Raw genomic sequence first — 25,872 nt, 5'->3', positions numbered from 1 at the left:
GTCGTGCCTCCCCTCAGGGCGTTTGCTGGCCTCCATCCAGCGGGGAGGTCTTCGTGGCCAGACGGCTCAGCCGCTCGGCAGCCGCCTCGTAATCGAACTGCTCGATCTCCGCGCGCAGCGCCTCGATCGTCGATGCCTCGGCGAAGGTGGCCAGGTGCTCCAGGGCCGCCTCCAGAAGCGCCTCCTCGACCAGTTCGTGGCTGTCCAGGGCCCTCTGCAGTGCTGCCAGGGCCTTCCCTCCGGCGGCCTTGTCCCGGCTGCTCGGCCGCGCAGGGGGTGGTGGCGCCTTTGCCAGCGCTGCCAGGCCGCCGGCCAGCTCGGCCAGGGCCGCGCGCACGGCCTCGTGCAGCTCCTCGGGCACGGCCTCGTTGGCCTTCAGGCAGCCGTCGACGGCGGTCGCGGCCTCGGCCAGCCGGGTGGCTCCGACGGTGGCGGCGGTGCTCTTGAGCGTGTGCGCCAGCCTCTGCGCGGTCGCGGTCTCGCCCCGGTCCAGGGCCGCGGGGAGCTGGCCGAGCTCGCCGTCGAGCTGGTCGGCGAAGCGCTGCAGCAGGCGCCGATAGAAAGCCCGATCCCCCTCCAGGTGGCGTAGCCCGAGGGCTTGATCGATCCCCGGCAGGTGCTCGGGCAGCGTGTCGGCTTCATCCCCTTCGTCGACCGGCGTGGAGGCATCCGCTGCGGCGGACGACGGACGGCTCTCACCGAGCCAGTAGGCCAGGCGCTGGTACAGCAGCTGCCGGTCGATGGGCTTGCCGATGTGATCATCCAGGCCGGCTTCACGGGCGCCTGCGCGGTCGCTGTCGAGCACGGCCGCGGTCAGCGCCAGGATGGGCAGCGAGGGGTGGTCCCGGCGGATCTCGCGGGTGGCCTCGTAGCCGTCCATGATGGGCATCTGCAGGTCCATGAGGATCAGGTCGAAGGGCGCCTCGCGGCAGCGCGCTACCGCCTCGGCGCCGTTGCTGGCCAGGATGATCCGGGCGCCGGTCTGTTCCAGCAGCCGCTGCGCCACCTCCTGATTGATGGCGTTGTCTTCGACCAGGAGCAGCGAGCGGCCGGTCAGATCCGGGATCGTCCCGGTCTCGCAGGCGGTTCCGCCGTCGGCATCGCCGCCCAGGGTGGTCTGGATCATGTCCAGGAGCGTGGAGGCGGTGACCGGCTTGGCCAGGTGGCCGTCGATGTGATCGTCCGCTGCCTCGCCCTCCGGCTGGTAAGCGCTGACCAGGATGATGCGGGCGTCGGTGGCGGGCAGGTCGCCGTGCTCGTGTAGGGTTCGCAGGTGCTGTGCCGTATCCCGGCCATCCGGTCCGCCCGGCAGGTGCACGTCGATCAGCATCAGCTTGAAGGGCCGGCCGCTGCGCTCGGCGCTCCGCGCGGCCTCGATCGCTGCCGGGCCGCTGTCGGCCTCGGTGACCGCGAACCCCCATCCCTCCAGGTGTTCGCGCAGGATCTGCCGGGCGATCCGGTGATCGTCGACCACCAGCACGTGCCCCCCGAACGCATTCGGTTCAAGCGTGGCCGGCGATCGGGCCCCGGCGGTGGGTAGCCGTAGCTCGAACGAGAAGCGCGTGCCGGCGCCCGGCGTCGAGGACAGTTGGAGTTCACCGCCCATGCGCTCGACCAGCCGCTGGCTGATCACCAGCCCCAGGCCGGTGCCGCCGTAGTTGCGGGTGGTGGAGGTGTCCGCCTGGGAGAAGGCCTGGAAGAGGTGGCGGCGCTGCTCGGCGCTGATGCCGATGCCGGTGTCCTCGACGGTGAAGCGCAGCCGCACGCCCTCGGCGTCCTCATCGATGCGCTCGACGGTGAGCCCGACCTGCCCCTTGCGGGTGAACTTGATGGCGTTGGAGAGCAGGTTGCTCAGGACCTGGCCCAGGCGCAGGGCGTCGCCGGTCAGGGATGAGGGGACGCTCGGCTCCACCCGCAGGAACAGCTCCAGGCCCTTTTCGCCGGCCGTCTCGCCGAACAGGGTCGCCATCTGATCGGTGAGCTCGTGGAGGTCGAACGGGTGCGGGTCGAGGGTGAGCTTGTCCGCCTCGATCTTGGAGTAGTCGAGGATGTCGTTGATGATCCCCAGCAGCATCCGCGAGGCGTTGTGCATCTTCTCCGCGTAGCTGCGCTGGGTGGGCGCGAGATCGGTGTCAAGCAGCAGCTGTCCCAGGCCGATGACGGCGTTCATCGGCGTGCGGATCTCGTGGCTCATGTTGGCCAAGAAGTCGCTCTTGGCCCGGTTCGCGCTCTCCGCCTGCTCCTTGGCCCGGCGCAGGGTCCGTTCCACCGCCTTGCGCTCGGAGATATCCTGGATGACCGACCAGATCACCGTCCGCCCGGTCTGCGGGTCCGTCATGCGGAACCCGTTGAGCAAAACCGGGAAGCGATGCCCGTCGCGGTGGATGAACTCCTTCTCGTACGGCCCATAGTAACCGGTGCCCTCCATGGCCCGGAGTTGCTCCAGCTCTTGCTCTTCGTACTCGCTCGGGGTCAGGTCCCAGTAAGTGAGCCCGGCGAAAGCCTCGCGGGTATAGCCCGCCGATTCGGGCAGCTTGGCGTTGAAGTCGACGAAGGCACCGGTCTCGAAGTCGTTCATCGCCAGCCCCACCGGCGCGAGTTCGAACAGGCCGCGGAAGCGGGCCTCCTGCGCCGCCAGGGCCTCACGGGCCTGGACCCGGTCGGTGATGTCCTCGTTGATCCCCACCACGCGCCGGACCCGGCCCTGTTCGTCGCGGACCGAATGGCCCACGGCGCGGATGTGCCGTACGGTCCCGTCGTCGGGGCGCTCAAATCGGAATTCTGCCTCGCACGGCTCCTGGGTCCGCAGGGTGCGTTCGACCAGGTCCCGGGTGATCGCCTGACTCTCCGTCGGGAGCAGGGCGCGCCAGCCCGCCAGGCGGTGTTGGAAAACGGTGGGGTCGAAGCCGAAGATGCGGGTCGAGCCCGTATCCCACTCCAGCTGCTCGGTCTCCAGATCCAGTTCCCAAGCGCCGATCCGGGCCGCCGTGGTGGCCAGGCGCAGCCGCTCGTTGAGCCGCCGCTCGTTGCGTTGGGCCTGGCGCTCGGCGGTGATATCGCGCCCGGTGCCCCGGAAGCCGATCAGCGCCCCGTGGTCGTCGAAGATCGGCAGCCCGCTGACCCGCTGCCAGATCCGGGTGCCGTCCGGGTGCAGCGACTCATGTTCCAGGCCCTGCCAGGGGGCCCCGGTCTCGGCCCGCTCGGCGAGCATCGCCTGGATTCGCTGAGCCTCTTCGGCGGGCATGAAATCGACCGGGGAGCGACCGATGATCTCCGCCACCGGTCGGCCGAGAACCGGCTCGATCTGGGCGGTCACCATCTGGTAGATCCCGTTGCGGTCGATCTCCCAGATATACTCGCCGGCCGCGTTGACCACATCGAGAAAGCGCTGCTCGCTGGCCCGCAGGGCCCGGATGGTCTCCTTGCGCTCGGTGATGTCCCGGAAGACGGCGAGCAGCCGGGGGTGTCCGCCAAAATCGATCTGCGAGACCGTGATCTGGACATCGATCAGCGTTCCGTCGCGGCGGCGGTGCTGGCTCTCGAAGTCGTCGCGCCCGTGGCGCCGGATCCGTTCAACGTGCGCGGCGATCTCCTCCGGGGTTTCGACGGCCTCGAAATCGGGGATGGTCAGACCGCATAGCGCCTCCACCGGGTAGCCGAGGTGCTCGGCCGCGGCCGGGTTGCCCTCGAGCACGCGGCCGGTGCCCGGATCGATGAGCAGGGTGGCGTCGGGGAGGTGGGCGAACAGGGTCTGCCACTCGCCGCACCGGCCGGTTGTGCTACCGGGGTTTGCCTCAGCGCCTGTCATGCTGTCACCCCCGAAGCTGCGGTGCCGTGCGTCCCTCCGCCGTACCCTTGTCGGAAGAGGGGTTAAGGGCAGATTAACACAGCGTCCGACGCGGTGCGTCGCAGGGTGTGGGCGGGGCTGCGGCGCCTGCTCAGGGGGCCGGCGCCTGGTGGGTCTGGTTCCGGCCGGCCTGCTTGGCCGCGTAGAGCGCCCGGTCCGCGGCCTGCTGAAGCTGCTCGGCGCTGGCGGTCCCGTCGCCGGCGTTATGGGTGGCCACGCCCACGCTCAGGGTCACGATTCCGGTGGTGGTGTGGCCGTGGGTCAGCTGGAGTGCAGCCACCGCGGTGCGGAATCGTTCGGCCATCCGCCAGGCATCGGCTTTGTCGGTGTAGGGCAGCAGGGCGATGAACTCCTCGCCGCCGTAGCGGGCCACCAGATCGGTGGTTCGCCCCGGTACGCCGGCCAGGGCACGGGCGACGCGGCGCAAGCAGTCGTCACCGGCGCCGTGGCCGTAGTGGTCGTTGAACGGCTTGAAGTGGTCGATGTCCATCATGACCACTGACAGCGGCGTACCGCCGCGCTGGGAGCGCGTCCACTCCTCCCCGAGGCGCTGGTCCAGCACCCGGCGATTGGGCAGGTCGGTCAGCCCGTCGCGCTGCGAGAGCCGCTCCAGCGCGTCGGTCTTGCGCTTGAGCTCGACGTGGTTGCGCACGCGGGTGCGGGTGATCCGCGGGCTGAACGGCTTGATGATGTAGTCCACGGCGCCGAGTTCCAGCCCGCGCTCTTCATCCGCGGCGCTGTCCCGGCCGGTGACGAAGATCACCGGGATGCCCTGGGTGCGCGGGTCGGCCTTGAGTCTGCGGCAGACCTCGTAGCCGTCGGGCTCGGGCATGACCACGTCGAGCAGGATCAGATCCGGCTGCGGATCCGCGGCGGCGATCGCCAGCGCCTTCTCGCCGGCTGCCGTGACCCGGATGCGGTAGTCGTCCTTGAGCAGGTGGGCCAGCGCCTGGATGTTGGTCGGCTCGTCGTCGACGATGAGGATAGTCGGCGGCGTGCCGTCATGTTCGGGCGCCGTGGGGTGTTCTTCCTTCTCCATAGAACGGCATTATGCAGCCTAACGGTGACCCCGAACAGGCACGGCGGAAGCGGCGCTTTTCGAGGATCTGCGCCGGGGCCGCCTGGGTGGGCGGGTCCGTCTTGAGCAGGAGCGGATCGCCTTCGGGTGGGTCCGGGGGCGGCTGCGCCAGCTGTGAGCACCGCCACGGGCCTCGCCGCGATGCGGTTGTGTTGGTAGGGTTGGGCGGTTCGAGGCGAGATCCCGCAGCCACGGAGCCGACCCGTCACCATGGAGCAGCAGCCGGCCGCCACGCCTGCCGAAGGCGCCCTGGACAAGGCCTACCGAACCCTGGTCAACGAGGAGGACGCCCGCGTCTGCCGCGATATCAGCGCGGACGCCTGCCGGGTCGTCCCGGGCAACTTCTTCCTGCAGATCGCCGCGCAGTTCTTCACCAAGCTCGGCGATGCCATCGCCAACCCCAAGACGGTCCTCGCCTGGGTGCTCAGCGCGCTGTCCGCGCCGGGGCTCTTCACGGCCTTCCTGGTGCCGGTGCGCGAGTCCGGCTCGCTGCTGCCGCAGCTGCTGATCGCCAGCTTCGTCCGGCGCCGGGCGGTGCGCAAGTGGACCTACGTGCTCGGCAACCTCCTGCAGGGCGGGGCGGTGCTGGCCATGGCCGGGGTTGCGCTGACCCTCGAGGGGGCGGCCGCCGGTGCCGGCATCATCGCCGCGCTGGTGCTCTTCAGCCTGGCCCGGGGCCTCTGTTCGGTGGCCTCCAAGGACGTCCTCGGCAAGACCGTGCCCAAGACCCGGCGCGGCCAGGTCAACGGCTGGTCCGCGGCCGCCGCCGGACTGGTGACCGTGGGCGTCGGCCTGGCGCTGTGGCTGGGCATGGGCGAGGCCGGGGGAGCCGGTTTCTACGCCCTGCTGCTCGCCGGCGCTGCGGCGCTGTGGGTACTCGGCGCCGGGTTCTACGCCGCCATCCGCGAGGAGCCCGGCGAGACCGCGGGCGGCGCCAACGCCATCCGCGAGGCGGTGGATCGGCTCAGTCTCCTCGCCGAGGATCCGCCGTTCCGGCGTTTCGTCCTGGCCCGCGCGCTGCTGCTCTGCTCGGCGCTGACCGCCCCGTTCATCGTCATGCTCGCCTACGAGCAGACCGGGGCGGCCGCCCTGGCGCTGGGGCTGTTCGTCATCGCCGACGGCCTGGCGGATCTGCTCTCCGCGCCGTTCTGGGGGCGCTTTGCGGATGCCTCCAGCCGCCGGGTGATGATCCGCGCCGGGCTGGCCGCCGCGCTGGTGGGCATCGCGCTGGTGGCGCTTGTCCATCTGTTGCCGGGGGTCGCCGGCCACGCTGCCGTCTACCCCGTCTTCTTCTTCCTCCTCGCCGTGGCCCACGCCGGGGTGCGCATGGGCCGCAAGACCTACGTGGTCGATCTGGCCGGCGGCAACAAGCGCACCGACTACGTCGCCGTCAGCAACACCGTCATCGGCGTGGTCCTGCTGCTCACCGGTCTGATCGGGGCCCTGACCGCGGTCATGCCGATCACCGGCGTGATCCTCATCCTCTCAGCCATGGGCCTGGCCGGCGCCTGGCTTTCCGCCCGGCTGCCGGAGGTCACCGAGGAGGCAGCAACCGGATAGGCCGGGGCGCCGGGATTGTCACCGGACCGCGCAGCGGAGAGCATCCATGCTGATCAAGTCGCTCAAGATCCTCCACACCCTCGGGGCCATCGGCTTCACCGGGGCCGTGGCCGTGCACCTGATCCTGCTCGGCCTGGCCCCGGAGCCGACGGCCATCGAGGAGTACGCCGTCATCCGCGGCAGCATCGCCGCCATCGGCAATTGGCTGCTGTTGCCCTCGCTGGCGCTGGTCTTCCTCTCCGGGCTGATGAGCATGGCCCTCTACACTGGCTTCCGGCAGGCCGGCTGGGTGTGGATCAAGGGTATCCTCAGCTTCAGCATCTTCTCGGCCACCCTGGCCTTCATCCACGGCAATGCGGTGCAGGTCGCCGCGGCGGCCGATGCGGCCGCCGCTGGTCGCATCGGCGTCGACGAGATCCCGCGCAACGTCCACAACGAGCCGCTGGTGCTCTGGGTGGTGCTGATCATCTGCATCGCCAATGTGGTCCTCGGCGTGTGGCGACCGCGCCGGCTGCCGGGCGTGATGGAGCTGGGGAATCGTTAGGGCTGTCGGCGTGATGCTCGCATCGCCGGGGCGTGCAGTGACGACGAGGTGAGCCATGTATTCCGATTGGCGGCCGGAAAGGAGTGTCTCGTGCCCCTACTGCGGTGAGCCATTCCAGCTGCTCCTCGACACCGATGGAGAGGACACGGATTACGTGGAGGACTGTCCGGTCTGCTGCGCACCGATCCAGGTGGCGGTGCGCTGGTCCATGGGGGACGACGAGCCGGAGGTGGTCCTGCGTCGGGATGACGACTAAGCGCCGGTGCTAGCGGACCCGTTTATTGCGCGATGCGCTCAACCTGCTCCATCAACTCGGTTAGATCACTGAGGAAGGTGCGCTGCATGTGGCGCGGGCCGATGCCCGGTGGTACCCAGAAGTCGGGCCGGATATGGCTGTCGACGGTGATGCGGGTCGCCTCGCCGTCGGCCTCGAGCAGCCACTCGGTCACGCCGCGGCGCAGATCGCTGTGTTCCGGCAGGATGCGCGCCCGGATGCGTTCCGGTGGTTCCTCCTCCATGGCCTCGACGCGGCGCACCCGGCGGCAGATCAGCACCAGACACCCCTCGGTGACGGTGGCCACCAGGACGGCCTCGCCGGCGCCGTCCGGTACGATCCGGCTCTCCAGCAGGCCGGGAGAGAGTTCGGAGAGTCGCTCGTAGTCGGTGAGCACTGCCCAGACCGCCTCGCGCGGGGCGTCGATCCGGGCGACGACGCGCAGCTGGTAGTCGGGACGCGCGACCTGGAAATCCCGCTCAAGGATCTCCACGGCGCCGGCCGGGGGGTGGACGGCGCCGATCACGACCACCAGGGCGATGGCGAATAGTCCACGGCGCATACCGTCACTCTAGTCGCGCGGCGCCGCCCTGGCGAGCGCCGCCCGCGGCACACGGGCTCCCCCTTGTGCCGGTCGGGCAGGCAGGCTGCCCGGAAACTGGTACCGTGGCGCGCCAAAAGGGGAGAGAGCATGGACTGGAGCGGCGGTTACGTCTCGGATATCAACTACATCAGCGGCTTCTACCGCGAGCTCGCCCCGGGCTATCTGAGCTTCGTGGCCCGTCTCCAGGGCGAGCCAGCGCCGGATCCGGCCCGGCCGTTTCGCTACGCCGAGCTCGGCTGCGGCCAGGGGCTGGGCACCAACCTGCTCGCCGCCGCCAATCCCCACGCCGAATTCGTCGGCATCGACTTCCTGCCCGGGCAGATCGCCAACGCCCGCGATCAGGCCGCGGCGGCCGGGCTGGAGAACGTCACCTTCCACGAGGCGAGCTTCGCCGAGGCGGCGCAGTGGCCCGACGCCGCGCTGGCCCCCTTCGACTACATCACCCTGCACGGGATCTACGCCTGGGTCAGCCCGGCCAACCGGCAGGCCATCGTGCGTTTCCTGGAGCGCTGGCTGAAGCCGGGCGGCCTGGTCTACGTCAGCTACAACGCCATGCCCGGCTGGGCCGGGGTGCTGCCCTTCCAGCGGCTGCTGTGCGAGCACGCCGCCCGCCACCCCGGGCGCAGCGACCGGCAGGTCGAGTCCGGCCTGGCCTTCATGCAGCAGCTCCGCGAGGCCGGGCTCGCCTACTTCGAGCGCCACCCGGCGGCGCCGGCCAAGCTCGACGGGCTCGGCGACATCGCCCGGGAGTCGACCTACCTGGCCCACGAGTACCTCAACACCGCGGCGCAGCCCCTGTACTTCACCGACGTGCTCGCCGAGCTGGCGCCGGCCCGCCTGGACTACGTCGGCTCCGCCGATCTGTTGGAGAACTACGACGCCCTGAGCCTTCCCGAGCCGGCACGTGCGGCCCTGGAGGACGTCGCCGATCCCCACTACCGCGAGCTGCTGCGCGACTACGCGGTGAACCGGGTATTCCGCCGGGACGTCTTCATCAAGGGCAGCCGCCGTGGCACGCCGGCGCAGCAGGACGCCGCCGTGCTCCAGACCGCGGTGGCGCCGCTGCTCACCCGCGCCGAGATGACCCCGGTCTTCCACACCCACCTCGGCGAGCTGACCGGGCAGGCGCGGATCTACCAGCCGCTGATGGATCGCATCGCCCGCGGTCCGACCACCCTCGGCGACCTGCGACAGGCCACCGGGGTCGAGCTGCCGGCGCTGATCCAGGCGTGCGCCGTGCTGGTCGCCACCGGACAGGCCCACCCGGCGCAGCCACCGGCTGATCCCGGGCCCGCGGGGCGGTTGGCCGAGCTGCTCGCCGAGCGCATCCTCGAGGATGAAGCCCACGGCCATCTGCCCGCGCCGGCCATCGGCAGCGCCGTGGCCGCCTCGGACACCGAGATCGTCGCCCTGGCGGCGCTGCGCCAGGGGGCCCCGCAGCGTGCGGAGCGGCTGGCCGAGGCCGTCTGGTCGCGTTTTCGTCCAGTGGGTCGGCGGATGGTGCGCGATGGCCAGGTGTTGGAAGGCGAGCGGGCCAACCTGCGCGAGCTCCAGGAGCGCGCCCGGGGGATCCTGCGCGAGCGCCTGCCGGTCTGGCAGGGCCTGGGGCTGATCGACGCCGGAAGCGACCGGCGCGGCGGTTGAGGCGGCCGCGACACGGTGTCGCGCAGCCCCACGAAACGCAAGGCAATGGTATGGTGCATCGGAGTTGAAACCGGTGGGCGGCAGCGCTGGCAGGGACTGTCATGAACGGATCGGAGCAGACCGAGGCGCAGCGGCTCTACGCCCGCATGTTCGCCGACAATACCGCGGTCAAACTGCTCATCGACCCGGAATCCGGGGCCATCCTCGACGCCAACCCCAGTGCCGTGCGCTTCTACGGGTACCCCCGGGCGGAGCTCTGCGGCATGCGCATCCAGGACATCAATACCCTCGATGATGCGCAGGTGCACGCCGAAATGGCCCGGGCACGGGCCGAGCAGCGTCGCTACTTCCGCTTCCAGCACCGCGTGCAGGGTGGCGAGGTCCGCGACGTCGAGGTCTACAGCGGGCCGCTGGAGCTCGGCGGCCGGCAGTACCTCTACTCCATCGTCCACGACATCACCGATATACGGCGCTATCAGCGCCGGCTCGAGGTCTTCCACGACCTCTTCCGCTCCTTGCCGGTGGGCATCTACCGCAACACCCCCGGCCCGGCGGGGCGCTTTCTCGAGGTCAATCCGGCCATGGTCGAGCTCTTCGAGGCCGAGAGCGAGGCGGAGCTGCTGGCCACGCCGGTGTCGGCGCTCTACCGCGATCCGCAGCGCCGGGCCGAGATCAGCGACCTGATCGAACGCCACGGCCACGTCGGCTGGGTCGAGCTGCAGGCCCGCACGCTGCGAGGCCGGCCGCTGTGGCTGCGGCTGTCGGTCCGCCGGGTGGAGGACGAGCAGGGCCGGACCGTCTTCGACGGGATGGTCGAGGACATCAGCGAGCATGTGCGCCTGCAGGGCGAGCGCGACCGGCTGCTCGAGGCCATCAATGAGGGCGTCTGCGGGCTCGACCGGGCCGGGCGCTTCACCTTCCTCAATCCCGCGGCCCGGCAGCTGCTCGGCTTTCCCTCCGAGGAGGCAGCCCTCGGCCGGGACGCCCACGCACTGACCCACCACAGCCACCCGGACGGCAGCCCGTACCCCGCGCAGGCGTGCCCGATCTTCCGGGTGATTCGCACCGGCGAACCCCTGGAGGCGTGGCAGGACTACTTCTGGCGGATGGACGGCCGCGGTTTCGACGTGCTCGTCTACGCTGCGCCCCTGCGCGACGAGGACGACGGGATCACCGGCGCGGTGATCTCCTTCCAGGACATCAGCCGGCGCAAGCGCCTCCAGCGCGAGCGCGACCAGATGCTGGAGATCCTCGACTACCACCCCCATCTGATCCAGCGTTTTCTGCCGGATACCACGCTGCTCTACGCCAACCGCATGGTGGCGGAATTGTTCGGGGTGCCGGCGCCAGAGATGGATGGTCGGCGCTGGATCGAATGGCTGGCGCCGGAGCAGCGCGAGCAGCTCGAGGCCTTCCTGTGCCGTTTCAACCGCTCCGAGCCGGTGGGTACCTTGGAGCTGCCGGTTACCGCCGCCACCGGCGAGCAGCGCTGGGTGCAGTGGACCTGCCAGGCCTTCTTCGACGAGGATGGCCTGATCAGCCACTTCCAGGCCGTGGGCATCGACAACACCGAACGGGTCGCGGCCGAGCGGGCCCGCGCCCAGGCCGACCGCGACCGCCAGACCTTCCTCGCCGCGGTCAGCCACGACCTGCGCACGCCGCTCAACGCCATCTACGGCTTCACCGACCTGCTCCAGGCCACCGAGCTGACCGGGCAGCAGCGCGAGTACCTCGACCTGTGCCGCAGCGCCAGCGAGAAGCTGCTGGCGCTGATCGACACGCTGATGGATCTCTCGCGGATGGAGTCGGGGCGGTTGACCCTGCGCGACGAGCCCTTCGAGCTTGCCGAGGTGATCGAGCGGCAGGTGGCGGTCCTGCGCGCCGTCGCCGAGGAGGCCGGGCTGGCGCTTCGCGTCCGCGAGGCGCCGGGTACCCCGCAGTGGGTGCGCGGCGACGCCACCCGCTTCGGGCAGGTCGTGCACAACCTGGTCAGCAACGCCATCCAGTTCACCGAGCGCGGCGAGGTAGTGCTGGAGGTTGCACCGGAGGGGACCGGACGGCTCTACGTCGCCGTCCACGATACCGGCGTGGGCATCGCCCCCGGGGATCGCGAGCACATCTTCAAGGCGTTCGCCCAGGGCAACCCGTCCTTCCGGCGCCAGCCCGGCAACGGCCTGGGCCTGCGCATCTGCCACGAGCTGGTGCGACTGATGGACGGGCGCCTGGCGGTGGCCAGCGAGCCGGGGCAGGGGTCCACGTTCTCCTTCACGGCGCGGCTGCCCCGCGCGGAGCCACCCCGCGCCGAAGGCCCCGGCGCAGCGGTCTCCGGGCAGGCCGCCGGCCTGCGCGTGCTGGTCGCCGAGGACGACGCCACCAACGCCCTGCTCATCCAGGCGCAGCTGGAGCTGGCCGGCGTCCATCCGACGCTGGTGGAGGATGGCCGCCAGGCGGTGGCCGCCTGGCGGGAGCAGGACTGGGACCTGGTGCTCATGGACGTGCAGATGCCCGGGCTCAACGGGCCCGATGCGGTGCGGGCCATCCGCGCCCAGGAGGCCGAGCAAGCGTGTGCGCGCACCCCCATCGTCGCCCTGAGCGCCCACGCCGTGGACCAGGTCCGCGAGGAGTGTCTGGCCGCCGGCTGTGACGACTACCTGACCAAGCCGGTGGACCGGCAACGGCTGGCGGCCCTGCTGTCGGGGATCGCCGGCGACGGCTGACCCCGGCGCCGCGCGTTATCCTTGGCGGCAGGGGAGGTGGCGCCGAGGAGCAGCCATGTACTACGAGACCTACCGCGAGCCCGACGGGCGCTGGGCCTTCGAGCTCTTCCACCAGGACGGCACCCGGATCGCCCACGGCAGCGGCTACGAGCAGCAGCGCCAGGCCGAGGCCCACGCCGAGGAGCTGATGCGCCGGACCTACCAGCAGCAGTCCATGGGGCTGCCCTGGTAGGTCACCGGGCGTGGCGGTCAGCCGCCGCTGATGGCCAGAAAACCGCCAATCACCAAGGGCAGGGTGGCCACGGCGGCGACGGTCTGCACGGTGAGGATCGAGGCCATCAGCGGGGCATCGCCACCGAGCTGGCGGGCGAGGATGTAGCACGACGCCGAGGCCGGTACCCCGGCGAAGAGCACGAGCACCGCCCCGGTGGTCGCGTCCAGGCCGGCGGCCAGGACTACGGCGCCGACGCCGGCAGGCAGGAGCAGGAGCTTGATGGCCGATGATGCGATCAGCAGCCGCGGATGGCGGCCGATCTGCCCCCAGTACAGCCCGGCGCCCACCGCCATCAGGCCCAGCGGCAGCGCGGCCTGGCCCAGCGCATCGAGGAAGGCGGCCAGCGGTGCCGGCAAGCCCACCGGCAGCAGGCTGAGTGCGACGCCGAGCAGACAGGCGAGCACCAGCGGGTTGCGCGCCAGGCTCGCCCAGAAGCCGGGTGCCTGACGTCCGGTGCGCCGGCCGTAGCGGATCAGGGCCGCCACCGCCAGCAGGTTCACCAGGGGGACGAGGACCGCCAGGCTGATCGCCGCCAGGGTCACCCCCTCGGTGCCGAACAGTGCCGCCGCCGTGGCCAGTCCCACGTAGGTGTTGGGCCGGAAGGTGCCCTGCAGCGCCGAGGTGAAGCCGGGGCCGTCCGGCTCCAGCAGCGGCCGGGCGAGGAGCAGCAGGGCGCCGGCGATCGCCACGCCGCCGGCGAGGATGGCCACTACGGGCAGCAGTGGCATCTCGCGCAGCGGTGCCTCGGCCAGCCGCACCACCAGCAGCGCCGGCAGGGCGAAGTAGTAGGTCAGCCGCTCCGCCCCGTCCCAGAACAGGGGCGGAACGACCTCCTGACGGCGCAGCACGTGGCCCAGGGCGATGAGTCCGAAGACCGCCGCCAGGGCGCTGGCCAGGGCGCCCGCCAAGCCGGCCTAGCCGCCCTGGCTCGGCACCAGCGGCTGCCGTGAGGCGAAGCGGTACTGCCAGGCCATCAGCACCGCGCCTACCGCGATCCCGGCCAGGTCGCTGTAGATCCCGCCGTAGATCATCGAGATGGCACCGGCGAGCAGCACGCCGCGCAGCAGCCACGAGACGTGGCCGAACAGCCAGCCCTGCACCGCGGCGGCCAGCAGGAAGATGCCCACCGAGGCGGTCACGCCCACCCGGGCGATCTCCGTCCAGGTCCCTTCACCGAGCATGGCCGGGCTGTAGAAGAACATGAACGGCACGATGAACGCCGCCAGCCCGATCTTGAACGCCGTCACCGAGGTGCGCAGCGGATCGGTGCCGGCAATGCCGGCGGCGGCATAGGCAGCCAGTGCCACCGGCGGGGTGATCGCCGAGATGACCGCGTAGTAGAAGACGAAGAAGTGGGCGATCAGCGGCTCCACGCCGAGCTGCTGCAGCCCGGGTGCCACCACCGAGGCGGCCACGGCGTAGGCGGCGGTCGTCGGCATGCCCATCCCCAGCATGATGGAGATGCACATGGCGAAGAACATCGCCAGCAGCATGGAGGCGTCCGCCACCCCCAGCAGCATGGACGAGAAGCGCGTACCCACGCCGGTGAGGCTGATCACGCCGACGATGATGCCGGCGCAGGCGCACACCGCCACCAGCGGGATGACCATGCGCCCGCCCATCTCCAGGGCGCGGAGGATGCGGCGGATGCCCATCGCCTCCGGGGTCAGCCAGCTGACCACCACCGCCGAGATCATCGCCACGGTGCCGGCCCGGATCACCGAGTAGCCCTGGAAGAGGGTAAAGATCAGCACCAGGATGGGGATGAACAGGTAGACCTGCCGCAGCATCCGCCCCAGTCCGGGCAGCTGCGCCCGCGGCAGCCCGCGCATGCCCATCTTGGCCGCCTCGTTGTCGACCATGAAGTAGACCGACAGGAAGTAGAGGGCGGCCGGCAGGATGGCGGCGGCGATGATCTCCACATAGGGGATGCCGGTGATCTCCGCCATGATGAAGGCGCCGGCGCCCATGATCGGCGGCACCAGCTGCCCGCCGGTGGAGGCGGTCGCCTCGATGGCGCCGGCGCTCTTGGCCGGGTAGCCGACCTTGCGCATCAGCGGGATGGTCAGGCTGCCGGTGGCCACCACGTTGCCGGCGGAGGTGCCGTTGATCATCCCCATCAGCCCGGAGGCGAAGATCGACACCTTGGCCGGGCCGCCGCGGGCCCAGCCGGCCACGGCGAAGGCGAAGTTGACGAAGTAATCGCCGACCCGGGAGACCTGCAGGAAGGCGGCGAAGGTGATGAACAGGATGATGTACGTCGAGGAGACCGCGGTGGTCGGGCCGAGGATCCCGCTGTCGGTGTAGAGGTAGGTGAAGAAGCGGGTGAAGGAGTAGCCGCGGTGCTCCAGGAAGCCGGGCAGCCACGGCCCGACGAAGGAGTAGACGAGGAAGATGGCGGTGATGATCACCAGCGCCAGGCCGGCGATGCGTCGGGTCAGCTCCAGGATCAGCAGCACGCCGGCGGCCGAGATCCACAGCTCCTGGGCCCCGGCAAAGGGGGTTCCGGCCGCTAGCTGCCAGCGGGTCAGCGCCAGGATGATGTAGGTACCGACCATCAGCGCGCCGAAGCCGAGGATCCAGTCCGGCCAGTGGACACGGTTGTCCGGACTGCGCAGGAACCAGCCGGCCAGGGTGGCGACGGCCACGCTGGCGAACAGGGTGTAGCCGAACTGCTGGGCGAGCCACGGCGGGAGCTGGGTGGAGGACATGCCATCCACCTGCAGCAGGTAGGCGATGTAGCCGAGTGCGCCCAGGGCCCATAGCATCAGGGCGGTACTGGCTAGCATCACCAGCCACTGGAGCATCCCGGTGGGCGCGGCCGGCGCGTCGCGGTCCAGGGTCCGCGCCGAGGTCAGCGCAAAGCCGATGAACAGGCCGCCGGCGATGTGCAGGATCCGGAAGGTCCAGGTCTCCAGCGGGATCACGTTCAGGGTGAAGATGTGGAATGCGGTATAGAGCGCGCACGCCCAGAAGAACAGCTGCTTCTGCCAGCCGGTGAGGGCGCGCTCGTTGCTGCCGAGGGGAATCTCCGTTTCGCCCTGGGTCTCGATCGTTGGCTCCGGATTCGTGGATCGATCGCTCATCGATGGGGATGCCTCGGCCTCGGTGATACCGGTGCGGGACCTGCTACCGGGCAGGCCCCCTGACACAGCCCGCCCCCGGTCGCACGGATGCGGCGCGGGGGCGGGGGATCAATGGGCTGTCCCGCTCGGGGTCAGCCGCGCAGGTCCTCGGGGATCTCGTAGCCGTTCTCCTCGAACCAGCGCACGGCGCCCGGGTGCCAGGGCATCCAGTCGTTGTACTGGTGGTTCTCCGGCAGGGTCTCGCGCGAGGCCCGGTGGATGTCCATCATCCGGTCGTGGTTCTCCATGACCGCCCGGGTGACCTCGTAGACCAGCGACTCGGGCATGTCCTGGTGGGTGATGGCGAAGTTCCAGATGGAGATCGCCGGGATGTCCGCGTCCAGGGAGCTGTAGAGGTCCGCCTCGATGTCCGCCGGGGAGAGCGCCGGGAATGCCTCGAGCAGCTGCTCCTGCTGCGCCTCGGTGACCGAGAAGATGTTGGCGTCGATCTCCGCCTCGAGCTGCGAGAAGGCCGAGATCGGGGTGCCGGCCGCGAAGGCGAAGGCGTCGATCAGGCCGTCCTGCAGCTGGCCGGCCAGATCCGAGGCGCCGCCGTTGCGGACGCGCACATCGATGCCGAGCTCATCGAAGAACTGCGGGAAGTACATATCCGCAGTGCCGCCGGAGGGGCCGACCCCGACACGCTTGCCCTCCAGATCCTCCATGGAGGTCAGCTCGTCGCCCTCGCGGGTGATGATGTGGAAGGTGGTCTGGTACATGGGGAAGACCGCGCGGATGTTGCGATGCTCCATGCCCGGAGCCAGCTCGCTCTCGCCGTCCCAGGCGGCGCGGGCCGGTCCCATGGTGACCAGGCCGAACTCGTGGTCGCCGGTCTCGACCAGGGTGGCGTTCTGCACCGGCCCGCCGGTGACCTCGCCGCCGGCGCGGATGTCGAGCATCCCGGCGACCATGTCGGCCCAGCCGCTGCCGTAGATGTAGTAGGTGCCGCCCTGGCTGGCGGTGCCCACGGTGAAGCTGCGGGGCCAGTCGTCGCGGTCGGCCAGTGCCGGTGCCGACAGGGCCAGCGCCGAGGTGGCGCAGATGGCGAGTTGCCAGGTTTTCATTCTCATTCTGTTTGCTCCTCCTCCAGAGCCCGGGGAAGCCCTTTGGCGGGCGTTTCGGTGGTTGGCATAACCCGCACCCGTGACCGGGGCGCAGTGCGCTTTATCGCAGGGGGCACCGCTATTGTCAATTCCCAATCCGCCGTGCGGCGACCGGCGCGCCCCCGGTGAGCGGGGTGGTCAGTGAGTGGCCGGCCGCTGTGGAGCCGCATCACGCTGGGGGCTGCGGTGTTTCTCCGCAGGGTTTTCCACAGGTTTTGTGAACAAGCCCATCCCGGTCTATCTTCCCGGGGAGGACCGGCAACCAGAACCAGAAAGGAGGAGACCGGTATGGCCGACGATGATCAGAACCGCAAGGAGCAGCATGTCGAGGACATGAAGGCGCGCCTGTCCGAGTGGCAGGAGCAGATCGACCGCGTCCGTGCCCAGGCCGAGGAGGCCGGTGAGGAGATGCGCGAGCGCTATCAGGAGCAGCTCCAGGAGCTGGAGGAGAAGTACGAGGAGGGCAAGCAGCGGCTGCGCGAGATGCAGGACGCCAGCGAAGAGGCCTTCCGTGACATGCGCGAGGGCTCGGAGAGCGCGTGGGAGGCGATGACGCGGGCCTTCCGCGATGCGCTGAACCGTTTCCGCTCCTGATGACCCTGCCCGGGCGGGCCCGGTGGCCCGCCCGCACTGCTCCCGCTCACCCCCGCCCCCCAGGTAAACTGGCGCCATGCCAGACTCCGACATCACCGACGCCATCGCCACGGCCTACCGCCGCGTCCGGGACGAGATGCCCGGCTTCCGCGAGCGGGCCGCGCAGAAACGCATGATCTGGGAGGTGGCCAAGGCCCTCGCAGGGGAGCAGGACCACCGCCTGCTTGCCATCGAGGCGCCCACCGGCACCGGCAAGAGCCTCAGCTACCTGCTCGGCGGGGTCCCGGCGGCGCGCAGCCGCGGGCTGCCGCTGGTCATCGCCACGGCCACCGTGGGGCTGCAGGAGCAGATCCTGCACCAGGATCTGCCCAAGCTGGCCCGCTACGCCGGCATCGAGGTGGATGCCACGGTGGCCAAGGGGCGTGGTCGTTACCTGTGCCCGCGCAACCTGGATGAGCTGGTCGGGCAGTCGGCCAGTGCCGAGGCCGGGGCGCAGCAGGCGTTGGCCGCCGACATCCTGGGCAGCGCCCGCTGGCCGCGCCCGCCTCAGCCGGGCGAGCCCGAGCAGCTGGAGTCCATGGCCGAGGCCCTAACCGAGGGGCGCTGGGGCGGTGACCTGGACGAGTGGGCCGACGGCGTGGCCGACGACCTGCGCCCGATGGTCACCTCCACCAGTCACTCCTGCTCCGGACGGCGGTGTGCCCACTTTGAGGGATGTCCCGTCTACGCCGCCCGCGACCGGGTGTCCCGCGCCGAGGTGGTGATCACCAATCACGACCTGCTGCTCGCCGACCTGCAGCTCGGCGAGGAGGAGGGCGGGGTCCTGCTGCCAGCGCCCGAGCAGGCGCTTTACGTCATCGACGAGGGCCACCACCTGGCCGCCAAGGCGGTGCAGCGCTTCGCTGCCAGTGCCCGCGTCCAGGCGGCGCGGACGTGGCTGGAGGAGGGCGAAGGCGTTGCTACGGACACCGCGGCGGTGCTGCCGGACGATGCGGTCGGCGAGCCGCCGGACGCCGAGGCGCAACGGCTGCAGGAGCGTCTGGGCGAGGTAGCCACCGCGCTGCAGGAGGCGGATACCTTCCTGCAGCACAACTACCGGGCCGATGCCGAGGGTGAGCGCTGGCGTTTCCGCGCCGGTCATGCCCCCGAGCCGGTGCGTGAGCTGGCCGGGCGCGTGGCCGGCCCGGCGCGGGGGCTGCACGACGCCCTGCAGGGGTTCTCGGACCGGGTTTACGCCGCCCTGGAGGCGCAGCGGGGCGACACCCAGGAGCTGGAGCGCCAGCTGCCGCGGCTTGGCTTCCTGCGTGAGCGGGCGGCGAACCTGGCCACCACCTGGGAGCTCCTCGCCGAGCAGGACAATGCCGGAACGCCGCCGGTGGCCCGCTGGGTGGAACGCCAGGCGGAGTCCGACGGTGCCGTGGATCATCGGGTCTCGGTCTCGCCGGTCTCGGTGGCCGGCGAGCTCGCCCGGCGCCTGTGGGACCGGTGCGCCGGTGCGGTGATCACCAGCGCCACGCTGACTGCCCTGGGGCGCTTCGATCATCTGCGCAGTGACCTGGGCCTGCCCGACGGGGAGGCCATCCGCCAGGGCTGCCTGCCGTCGCCCTTCGACTACAGCCGATCCCTGCTGCACGTGCCGGCGCTGCGCAACGATCCGCGCGACGCCGAGGCGCACCTGGCCGAGGTCTGCCAGTGGCTGCCCGAGCTCCTCGACCCCTACGAGGCGGCGCTGGTGCTGTTCACCAGCCGTCAGCGCATGGAGCGGGTGGCCCAGGCGCTGCCCGAGGGCCTGCGGGAGCGGCTGCAGTGCCAGGGTGAGCGCTCCCGCGAGGCGATGCTCCAGCGCCACCGCGAGGCCGTGGATGCCGGGCAGGGCAGTATCCTCTTCGGACTGGCGGGTATGGCCGAGGGGGTGGATCTGCCCGGGCGCTACTGCGATCACGTGGTCATCGAGCGCATCCCCTTCGGGGTGCCCACCGAACCGGTGACCGCCACCCTCAGCGAGTGGCTGGAGGATCAGCAGCACTCCTCGTTCCATACCCTGAGCCTGCCGCGGGCATCGCTGCGCCTGACCCAGGCCTGCGGACGGCTGGTCCGCTCCGAGGATGACCGCGGGCGGATCACCATCCTCGACCGGCGGGTGGTGACCCAGCGCTACGGCCGCCAACTCCTCGACGCCCTGCCGCCGTTCCGGCGCCGTCTCGACTAAGGCAGGCATCCCGCAACGAAAAAGGCCGCCGATCCGGTGGATCGGCGGCCCGTTGCCGCGGGGATGGTGGAACGATCCCCTTGGGGTTACTGCTTCTCGATGACCGTGGTCAGCTCCACGCCCAGGGCCACCGGCAGCAGGAAGTAGACGAACACCGTGGTCAGCACGATGGTGACCAGGTTCAGCAGCAGCCCGGCGCGCGCCATGTCCGGCACGGTCAGGGCCCGGCTGCCGAAGACGACGGCGTTCGGCGGCGTGGCCACCGGCAGCATGAAGGCGCAGGAGGCAGCGACGGCCACGGCGGCCATCAGCACCAGCGGGTTGAAGTTGGTGGCCACGGCCAGCGCGCCCATCAGCGGGATGAACACCGTCGCCGTGGCGGTGTTGGAGGTCACCTCGGTGAGGAAGACCACCAGGGCCACGCAGGCAGCGATGATCAGGAAGATGGAGACGCCGTCGAGCACCTGCAGGGCCTCGGCCAGGCTCTCGGACAGGCCGCTGGCGCCAAAGCCCGCCGCCAGGGCGAAGCCGCCGCCGAAGAGCAGGACGATGTCCCAGGGGATCTTCACGGCGGTGTCCCAGTCGAGCAGCCGCTGCCCCTTTTCCTTGCCCGAGGGCAGCAGGAACAGCGCCAGGGCACCGGCCATGGCGATGCTGGCGTCGCCGAACTCATCGAGCACGCCCTCGGGCAGGAAACCGCGCAGGACCCAGGCCAGGGCCACCAGCACGAAGACGCTCAGCACGCGGCGCTCGGCGGGGTCCATGCGGCCGATCTCGGCCAGCTCCTGGCGGATGGTCTCGCGGCCACTGACCAGATGCCCGATGCCGCGGCAGTGGCGGCTGAAAGCCAGATAGACCCAGGCGATGCCGAGAAAGAGCAGGGACAAGGGCAGGCCGAAGGCCATCCAGCTGGCGAAGGTGATCTCGATGTCGTAGAGCTCCTGGGCCTGACCGGCGAGCACCGCGTTCGGTGGCGTGCCGATCAGCGTGGCGATGCCGCCGATTGACGCGGCGTAGGCGACACCGAGCATGAGCACCACGCCAAAGCCGCGGGGCAGCTCCTGTCCGTTCTGCTCGGCTTCCTCCTGGCTCTGCTTGAGCACCGCCAGGGCGATGGGCAGCATCATCATCGCCGTGGCCGTGTTGCTGATCCACATGGACAGCCCGGCGGTGGCCAGCATGAAGCCGAGGATGATGCGCCGGGGCGAGGGACCGACGAGGTTGATGGTGTGCAGGGCGATGCGCCGATGGAGGTTCCAGCGCTGCATGGTCACGGCGATGAAGAAACCACCCAGGAACAGGTAGATCAGGTGGTTGCCGTAGGCCTCGGTGACATCGCCGACCTCCATGACCCCGAGCAGCGGGAAGGCGACGATGGGGACCAGCGCCGTGGCGGCAAGGGGCAGCGCCTCACTGATCCACCAGATGGCCATCAGGATGGCGACCAGGGCGACGTTCCACTCGGCCTGGGTCAATTCGCCGGGCGGGCCGACCAGCAAGCCGGCCAGGGCCACCAATGGCCCCAGGAACAGTCCAATGCGCTGCCGATAAGACTCCATGGATACCTCCATCAGCGTTCGAAGAGCGCATAAGGTGGACCACAAGCCCCCTCCCCCTCAATAGGTCAATAAAAACGGGGTCCGAGCATTGACCCGAACCCCGGCTCGGGTTTACGGCCGCCGCTCGGAAGGGCCTGCCGCTCGCCGTCAGGCCTCGGCGTCGTCGAGCCGTGCGCCGACCGGGGCGTCCACCGGGCGGACGATGGCCCGCGTGCCTTCCAGCCGGACGATGCGCACGGCACTGCCCGGGGCGATCTCGGGGTCGTCGGCGGGGTCGGGGATGGCCATCAGGTGGTCGCCGAAGGCGCGCACGCGCAGGTGGCCGCGCAGGTCGTAGTAGGCCTCGAAGGCGGTGCGGCGCAGGGCACTGTCATCCGCTGAGGGCGGGCCGCCGCCGCGGCCCATGCGCCGGAAGACCCAGACCATGAACGGCAGCGAGGCCAGCCCGGCGAGGATGGCCACGGCGATCTGCGCGACCAGCGGCGCGCCGAGCAGGGCCATGGCCATGCCGGCGAAGGCCATTACCGCCAGGGCCAGCAGCACCCCGGCGCCACCGCCGGCGAGCAGGATCTCGACGCCGAGCAGCACCACCGCCAGGGTGAGCCATACCGTCCACACCGATTGCGGGTCGTTCATCGGGTCCATGGGGCCTCCGCGCAGGGTCCGGATCCCCAAGGTAGCGAGCCGGGCGGCGGGAGGCCAGCCCCGCCGCCATCAGCGCTGGTAGGCCAGCTCCAGGGTCTCGCCCTGGTGCAGGTCGTGGACCTCGTTGCGGTAGCCGATGCGCACCGGCGGCCACGGCCCCTCCTCCAGGCGCAGGGTGAGCCGGGTGTGATTGACCACCAGGTGGATCCAGTGGCCGCGATAATGGATCTTGTGCTCCACCTCGTGGAGCCCATCGGGCAGCATGGGATCGAGCCACAGGATGCCGTCCCGCGGTTCCATGCCGGTGTAGCCGCGCAGCGCCAGGTCCACGGTGCCGGCCATGGCCCCGAGGTGGATGCCCTCCTTGGTGGTGCCGCCCTGGATGTCGCCCAGGTCGCTGATCAGCGCGTTGCCGAACAGATCCCAGGAGCGCTGCCGGTCGGAGCGCGCCAGCACCCACGAGTGGACGATGTTGCTCAGCGTCGAGCCGTGGGAGGTGCGCGCCTCGTAGTAGGCGATGTTGCGCGGGATGGCCTCGGCGTCGAGCTCGTAGCCCATGTCGGCGAACAGGGTTTCGATCTGCTGCCGGGAGAACAGGTAGAAGAGCATCAGCAGGTCGGCCTGCTTGCTCGCCTGGTAGCGGTTGACGTCATCGCCCTCGGCCTCAAGGATCCGGTCGAGCCGCTGGATGTTGCCGTAATGCTCGCGGTAGCCGGCCCAGTCCAGTTCCTCGAGCTGGTCGTAGCCCTCGAACTGGCTGATGATGCCGTCGCCGTGGAAGGGGATGAACATCCGCTGGCTGATCTCCTGCCAGCGGGTGAGTTCCGCCTCGTCGATCGCCAGCCGGTCGAGGAGCTCGCTGCGTGGCGTCGGGCCGATGACCTCCAGGGCCTGGCGGGCGATGCGCAGGCACCAGGCGGCCATGACATTGGTGTAGGCGTTGTTGGCCAGCCCGATCTCGTCGCTGCCCGGATAGCGCGTGTGGAACTCATCGGGGCCGACGATGCCGCGGATCTCGTAGCGCTGGCGCTGCGGGTTGTAGGTGGCCAGGCTGGCCCAGAACTGGGCGATGCTCAGGATCATCTCGGCGCCGGCGAAGGCCATGAAGTCGGTGTCGCCGGAGACCTCATAGTAGCGCCAGATGTTGTGGGCGATGGCGGCGTTGACGTGGCGCTGGCGGTGGGTGTTGTCCGGCAGCCAGCGCCCCGAGGCCGGGTTGAGGTGCAGGGTCTGCGTCTCCTCGCGGCCGCTGCTGCCGCTCTGCCACGGGTACATGGCCCCACGCAGCCCCTCGGCGGCAGCCGCCCGGCGCGCCTCGGGCAGGCGGCGGTAGCGGTACATCAGCAGGGCGCGGCTGATCTCCGGGCTGTGCAGATTGAGCAGCGGCAGGATGAACAGCTCGTCCCAGAAGATGTGCCCGCGGTAGGCCTCGCCGTGCAGGCCGCGCGCCGGAACGCCCACGTCCAGATCGGTGGTGTGCAGCGAGGTGGTCTGCAGCAGATGGAAGATGTGCAGGCGCAGGACCGTCTGCTCCTCGGCCTCGCCGTTGTTGTCGGTATGCAGCGTCACGTCCCAGCCGCGCCAGTAGCGTTCCCACGCCTTGGCGTGGGTGCGCAGCAGCTCGTCGAAGGCCGGGGCGCGCTCCACCGCGGAAGCCGCATCGATGCCCGGCTCGCAGATGGCCCGGTCCCGGCCGCTGTAGAAGGCGGCGACCTTCTCGACGCGGATCGGCTGCCCCGGCTCGGCCTGCAGGGTCAGGTCGTCACCGATGTAGTCGTCGGTCTCCAGCCGCTCGCGGTGCTCCGGCCCGCGGCCGTCGGCCTGCCAGGCCCGGGTGCGCACTGCGTGGGCCAGGTCGATGCGCGACTGATTGGTCATGCTGCGCAGCATGACCGCCTCGTCGCTGCAGCGTTCGGTGGCGAGGACATCCAGGTGGCGGGTCTCCAGGGCCCGGTAACGGGCCACGCCGAGGTTCTCGACGCCGCCGTCGATCCCTGAGCGGATGTGCAGCGCGCCGGTCCAGTTCACCGGTTCCAGCTCCCAGTGCAGCGCGGCCAGGTGGCTGTCGCCCATATGCACCAGCCGCCGGCTGGTCAGCCGCGTCTCGCGCCCGTGCGGGTCGCGAAAGTGCAGGTGCCAGGTCAGCACCCCGTGGCGCATGTCCAGGGTCTGCCGGTGGTCCAGCCACTCCACGCCGTCGAAGTCGAACCAGTCGCCCTCGGCCGGGCGGAAGTTCAGGCAGAGCCAGTTGGGCAGATTGACCAGGTCCTCGTTCTCCACCTCGCGGCCGGAGACCAGACTGGTGCGACGGTTGTAGCCGCCGGCCATGTAGGTGCCGGGGTAGTGGATGTCGCCGGCGGCGGCCCCCTCGAAGGCGCCGCGGGTCGCGAAACGGCCATTGCCCAGCACGCAGATCGCCTCGCGGTGCTGCTGCTCCTCGGGCAGCCAGCCCTGGTAGGTCAGTTGCCAGCCTTCGGTCTCCGGTAGCGTCATCGCTGAAGCCCCTTCACAGCATCTGCTCGAAGAATTGGCGGACGGCGGCCACGTCGGCCAGCCGGTAGTCGGCGGCGGTGGCGCGGTCGGGCTCGCCGACGAAGATGCCCACGCCGCGGCCCTCCAGGGCCCGGAAGGCGTGCTCATCGGTCCAGTCGTCGCCGATGTAGATGGGCAGGGTGTCGCCGTTGTTCAGCGACAGCGCCTCAAGCAGCCAGAGCACCGCGCGGCCCTTGTCCCAGGCGACGTCCGGCTGCAGCTCGAAGACGCACTTGCCCGGCCCGCAGCGCAGCTGCGGGTGGCGCTCAAGCACCCCGTCCACGGCGGCCCGGACGCGCTCGACCTGATCCTCCGGCGTATTCCGGTAGTGCACGGCGAGGGCGAAGCGCTTGCGCTCGAGCAGGGTGCCCTCGACCGCCGCGAGGGCGTCGTCGAGTTCCTCGGCCGCCGCGGCCAGGGCGTCCAGGCCGGCCTCGGCCTCTTCGTTGCAGCGGTGTACGCCGCCGGGGCCGACGATCTCGAAGCCGTGGCTGCCCGCGTAATAGACCGACTCCAGACCGACGAACGCCTGCAGCGCCTGCAGGTCGCGGCCGCTGACCAGGGCCACGGTGTGGCGGGCGGCCAGCTGCTCCAGCGCCGCGTGCATGGCCGGATCCAGCCGCGCCTCGGCCGGGTCGTCGACGATCGGCGTCAGGGTGCCGTCGTAGTCGAGGAACAGCGGCGTGCTCCGCCCCTCCATGCGCGTGCGCAGTTCATCGAGCACCGCCGGTTCGAACAGCTCCGGGGGGGATTGCATCGCTTGCGCCTCCTGTGGCTCAGCTCAGTTCGGTCAGCGCCGCCACGGCGACGTCGGCGCCGTGGGCACGCAGGACATCGTGATTGTCGTGGCGGGCCACGCCCACCACCAGGGCGAAGGGCCCGGCGGCGCCGGCCTGGACGCCGGAGATGGCGTCTTCGAAGACTACGCTCTGTCCCGGGGCCACCCCCAGCCGCTCGGCGGCGACCAGGAAGATGTCGGCATCCGGCTTGCCACGCAGGCCCAGCTCGCGGGCGGTCTCGCCGTCCACCCGGGCGTCGAACAGGGTCTCGATTCCGGCGGCCTGGATCATCCGACGGCAGTTGCGGCTCGAGGAGACGATGGCCGTGCGCACCCCGGCGGCCCGCCACTGCCGGACCCGCTCCAGCCAGTCCGGGAAGACCTCCACGCCGTCGCGCTCGATGACCGCCTGGATCAGTGCGTCCTTGCGGCGGCCCAGGCCGTGGATGGTGTCGTGTTCCGGTGGGTCGTCCTCTTCGCCCTCGGGCAGGTCGATGCCGCGCGCGGCCAGGAAACGGCGCACGCCCTCCTGGCGCGGCAGGCCGTCGACGTGCTCCCAGTACTCGGTCTCTGCGTCGAAGGGGGCGAAGGGGGTGCCGGTTCGCTCGGCATGCGCCTGCAGGAAGGCGTCGAACATCTCCTTCCACGCCCGGGCGTGCACCGTGGCGGTACGGGTGACCACGCCGTCCATGTCGAAGATGGCGGCCTGGTAATCGGCGATGTCAACGGCTGACGGATCCATTAGGTTCACTTTGGCGCACCTCCTTCGGGTTGTGCAAGGCCTT

Annotated in this window: 19 protein-coding genes and 1 pseudogene; 9 read left to right on the top strand and 11 right to left on the bottom strand. The window is 70.4% G+C overall.

Annotated elements, in window-relative coordinates; translation table 11 throughout:
• Positions 1 to 13: 13 nt before the first annotated feature.
• Complete coding sequence (locus CCR79_RS04820; protein WP_201169345.1) at positions 14 to 3,808, bottom strand: PAS domain S-box protein; 3,795 nt, start codon at positions 3,806 to 3,808, stop codon at positions 14 to 16.
• Positions 3,809 to 3,938: 130 nt separating this feature from the next.
• Positions 3,939 to 4,886: a diguanylate cyclase gene (locus tag CCR79_RS04815; RefSeq protein ID WP_201169344.1), complete on the bottom strand. Its 948-nt coding sequence runs from the start codon at positions 4,884 to 4,886 to the stop codon at positions 3,939 to 3,941.
• 52 nt (positions 4,887 to 4,938) lie between these two features.
• On the opposite strand from CCR79_RS04815, the pseudogene CCR79_RS04810 reads away from it, so the two are divergent.
• The 4 genes and pseudogenes from CCR79_RS04810 to CCR79_RS04795 form a co-directional block, all read left to right on the top strand.
• Positions 4,939 to 5,043: pseudogene (locus CCR79_RS04810) on the top strand (Wadjet anti-phage system protein JetD domain-containing protein); the annotation flags it as partial.
• Between the two features lie 92 nt (positions 5,044 to 5,135).
• Complete coding sequence (locus CCR79_RS04805) at positions 5,136 to 6,485, top strand: MFS transporter (protein ID WP_201169331.1); 1,350 nt, start codon at positions 5,136 to 5,138, stop codon at positions 6,483 to 6,485.
• A gap of 46 nt (positions 6,486 to 6,531) precedes the next feature.
• Positions 6,532 to 7,029 carry a hypothetical protein gene (locus CCR79_RS04800; RefSeq protein ID WP_201169329.1) on the top strand — a complete coding sequence of 166 codons (498 nt, stop codon included), beginning with the start codon at positions 6,532 to 6,534 and terminating at the stop codon, positions 7,027 to 7,029.
• Between the two features lie 55 nt (positions 7,030 to 7,084).
• A complete protein-coding gene (locus CCR79_RS04795) occupies positions 7,085 to 7,285 on the top strand; it encodes a CPXCG motif-containing cysteine-rich protein (RefSeq protein WP_201169327.1) in 201 nt (66 codons plus the stop codon).
• 22 nt (positions 7,286 to 7,307) lie between these two features.
• Here CCR79_RS04795 and CCR79_RS04790 read toward each other — a convergent pair whose 3' ends face one another.
• Positions 7,308 to 7,865: an SRPBCC family protein gene (locus CCR79_RS04790; RefSeq protein WP_201169325.1), complete on the bottom strand. Its 558-nt coding sequence runs from the start codon at positions 7,863 to 7,865 to the stop codon at positions 7,308 to 7,310.
• Between the two features lie 129 nt (positions 7,866 to 7,994).
• Here CCR79_RS04790 and CCR79_RS04785 point away from each other — a divergent pair, with 129 nt between their 5' ends.
• The 3 genes from CCR79_RS04785 to CCR79_RS04775 all read left to right on the top strand — a co-directional run bounded on the left by CCR79_RS04785 (position 7,995) and on the right by CCR79_RS04775 (position 12,500).
• Complete coding sequence (locus tag CCR79_RS04785; RefSeq protein WP_201169324.1) at positions 7,995 to 9,551, top strand: class I SAM-dependent methyltransferase; 1,557 nt, start codon at positions 7,995 to 7,997, stop codon at positions 9,549 to 9,551.
• Between the two features lie 101 nt (positions 9,552 to 9,652).
• Positions 9,653 to 12,268 (top strand): hybrid sensor histidine kinase/response regulator, encoded by a 2,616-nt coding sequence (locus tag CCR79_RS04780; protein WP_201169323.1) that lies wholly within the window; start codon positions 9,653 to 9,655, stop codon positions 12,266 to 12,268.
• 55 nt (positions 12,269 to 12,323) lie between these two features.
• Complete coding sequence (locus tag CCR79_RS04775) at positions 12,324 to 12,500, top strand: hypothetical protein (RefSeq protein ID WP_201169322.1); 177 nt, start codon at positions 12,324 to 12,326, stop codon at positions 12,498 to 12,500.
• Between the two features lie 17 nt (positions 12,501 to 12,517).
• Here CCR79_RS04775 and CCR79_RS04770 read toward each other — a convergent pair whose 3' ends face one another.
• From CCR79_RS04770 to CCR79_RS04760, 3 genes are all read right to left on the bottom strand, one after another.
• Positions 12,518 to 13,450: an AEC family transporter gene (locus CCR79_RS04770; protein ID WP_201169320.1), complete on the bottom strand. Its 933-nt coding sequence runs from the start codon at positions 13,448 to 13,450 to the stop codon at positions 12,518 to 12,520.
• Positions 13,451 to 13,456: 6 nt separating this feature from the next.
• Complete coding sequence (locus tag CCR79_RS04765; protein WP_201169318.1) at positions 13,457 to 15,628, bottom strand: TRAP transporter permease; 2,172 nt, start codon at positions 15,626 to 15,628, stop codon at positions 13,457 to 13,459.
• 131 nt (positions 15,629 to 15,759) lie between these two features.
• Entirely contained in the window at positions 15,760 to 16,737 is a 978-nt protein-coding gene (locus CCR79_RS04760; RefSeq protein WP_201169317.1) for a TAXI family TRAP transporter solute-binding subunit, read from the bottom strand.
• A gap of 321 nt (positions 16,738 to 17,058) precedes the next feature.
• Here CCR79_RS04760 and CCR79_RS04755 point away from each other — a divergent pair, with 321 nt between their 5' ends.
• Both CCR79_RS04755 and dinG read left to right on the top strand, forming a co-directional pair.
• Positions 17,059 to 17,364, top strand: a complete 306-nt coding sequence (locus CCR79_RS04755) for a hypothetical protein (RefSeq protein WP_201169316.1) — start codon at positions 17,059 to 17,061, stop codon at positions 17,362 to 17,364.
• A 76-nt stretch (positions 17,365 to 17,440) separates the two neighbouring features.
• A complete protein-coding gene (gene dinG, locus CCR79_RS04750; RefSeq protein ID WP_201169314.1) occupies positions 17,441 to 19,573 on the top strand; it encodes an ATP-dependent DNA helicase DinG in 2,133 nt (710 codons plus the stop codon).
• 86 nt (positions 19,574 to 19,659) lie between these two features.
• On the opposite strand, the gene CCR79_RS04745 is transcribed toward dinG, so the two are convergent.
• The 5 genes from CCR79_RS04745 to CCR79_RS04725 all read right to left on the bottom strand — a co-directional run bounded on the left by CCR79_RS04745 (position 19,660) and on the right by CCR79_RS04725 (position 25,829).
• On the bottom strand, positions 19,660 to 21,132 hold the full coding sequence (locus CCR79_RS04745; protein WP_201169312.1) for an SLC13 family permease: 1,473 nt from the start codon (positions 21,130 to 21,132) through the stop codon (positions 19,660 to 19,662).
• Positions 21,133 to 21,279: 147 nt separating this feature from the next.
• On the bottom strand, positions 21,280 to 21,777 hold the full coding sequence (locus CCR79_RS04740) for an NfeD family protein (protein ID WP_201169310.1): 498 nt from the start codon (positions 21,775 to 21,777) through the stop codon (positions 21,280 to 21,282).
• Between the two features lie 69 nt (positions 21,778 to 21,846).
• The gene (locus tag CCR79_RS04735; protein ID WP_201169308.1) at positions 21,847 to 24,270 is read right to left on the bottom strand and encodes a glycoside hydrolase family 65 protein; all 2,424 of its coding nucleotides are present in this window, start codon (positions 24,268 to 24,270) and stop codon (positions 21,847 to 21,849) included.
• Positions 24,271 to 24,283: 13 nt separating this feature from the next.
• Positions 24,284 to 25,066, bottom strand: a complete 783-nt coding sequence (gene otsB / locus CCR79_RS04730) for a trehalose-phosphatase (protein ID WP_201169306.1) — start codon at positions 25,064 to 25,066, stop codon at positions 24,284 to 24,286.
• Between the two features lie 19 nt (positions 25,067 to 25,085).
• Positions 25,086 to 25,829 (bottom strand): beta-phosphoglucomutase family hydrolase, encoded by a 744-nt coding sequence (locus tag CCR79_RS04725; RefSeq protein ID WP_238642223.1) that lies wholly within the window; start codon positions 25,827 to 25,829, stop codon positions 25,086 to 25,088.
• Between the last annotated feature and the right edge of the window lie 43 nt (positions 25,830 to 25,872).

The sequence above is a fragment of the Halorhodospira halophila genome (assembly GCF_016653405.1).
GTDB lineage: Bacteria > Pseudomonadota > Gammaproteobacteria > Nitrococcales > Halorhodospiraceae > Halorhodospira > Halorhodospira halophila_A.
Note: the sequence above shows the minus strand (reverse complement) of the source record. Positions and strands in the feature narration are given on the sequence as shown.

What these genes read in the sequence shown, in the direction of transcription:
- CCR79_RS04820 (WP_201169345.1), bottom strand. Translation starts at nt 3,808, where the DNA reads ATGACAGGCGCTGAGGCAAACCCCGGTAGCACAACCGGCCGGTGCGGC.
- CCR79_RS04815 (WP_201169344.1), bottom strand. Translation starts at nt 4,886, where the DNA reads ATGGAGAAGGAAGAACACCCCACGGCGCCCGAACATGACGGCACGCCG.
- CCR79_RS04805 (WP_201169331.1), top strand. Translation starts at nt 5,136, where the DNA reads ATGGAGCAGCAGCCGGCCGCCACGCCTGCCGAAGGCGCCCTGGACAAG.
- CCR79_RS04800 (WP_201169329.1), top strand. Translation starts at nt 6,532, where the DNA reads ATGCTGATCAAGTCGCTCAAGATCCTCCACACCCTCGGGGCCATCGGC.
- CCR79_RS04795 (WP_201169327.1), top strand. Translation starts at nt 7,085, where the DNA reads ATGTATTCCGATTGGCGGCCGGAAAGGAGTGTCTCGTGCCCCTACTGC.
- CCR79_RS04790 (WP_201169325.1), bottom strand. Translation starts at nt 7,865, where the DNA reads ATGCGCCGTGGACTATTCGCCATCGCCCTGGTGGTCGTGATCGGCGCC.
- CCR79_RS04785 (WP_201169324.1), top strand. Translation starts at nt 7,995, where the DNA reads ATGGACTGGAGCGGCGGTTACGTCTCGGATATCAACTACATCAGCGGC.
- CCR79_RS04780 (WP_201169323.1), top strand. Translation starts at nt 9,653, where the DNA reads ATGAACGGATCGGAGCAGACCGAGGCGCAGCGGCTCTACGCCCGCATG.
- CCR79_RS04775 (WP_201169322.1), top strand. Translation starts at nt 12,324, where the DNA reads ATGTACTACGAGACCTACCGCGAGCCCGACGGGCGCTGGGCCTTCGAG.
- CCR79_RS04765 (WP_201169318.1), bottom strand. Translation starts at nt 15,628, where the DNA reads ATGAGCGATCGATCCACGAATCCGGAGCCAACGATCGAGACCCAGGGC.
- CCR79_RS04760 (WP_201169317.1), bottom strand. Translation starts at nt 16,737, where the DNA reads ATGAGAATGAAAACCTGGCAACTCGCCATCTGCGCCACCTCGGCGCTG.
- CCR79_RS04755 (WP_201169316.1), top strand. Translation starts at nt 17,059, where the DNA reads ATGGCCGACGATGATCAGAACCGCAAGGAGCAGCATGTCGAGGACATG.
- dinG (WP_201169314.1), top strand. Translation starts at nt 17,441, where the DNA reads ATGCCAGACTCCGACATCACCGACGCCATCGCCACGGCCTACCGCCGC.
- CCR79_RS04745 (WP_201169312.1), bottom strand. Translation starts at nt 21,132, where the DNA reads ATGGAGTCTTATCGGCAGCGCATTGGACTGTTCCTGGGGCCATTGGTG.
- CCR79_RS04740 (WP_201169310.1), bottom strand. Translation starts at nt 21,777, where the DNA reads ATGGACCCGATGAACGACCCGCAATCGGTGTGGACGGTATGGCTCACC.
- CCR79_RS04735 (WP_201169308.1), bottom strand. Translation starts at nt 24,270, where the DNA reads ATGACGCTACCGGAGACCGAAGGCTGGCAACTGACCTACCAGGGCTGG.
- otsB (WP_201169306.1), bottom strand. Translation starts at nt 25,066, where the DNA reads ATGCAATCCCCCCCGGAGCTGTTCGAACCGGCGGTGCTCGATGAACTG.
- CCR79_RS04725 (WP_238642223.1), bottom strand. Translation starts at nt 25,829, where the DNA reads ATGGATCCGTCAGCCGTTGACATCGCCGATTACCAGGCCGCCATCTTC.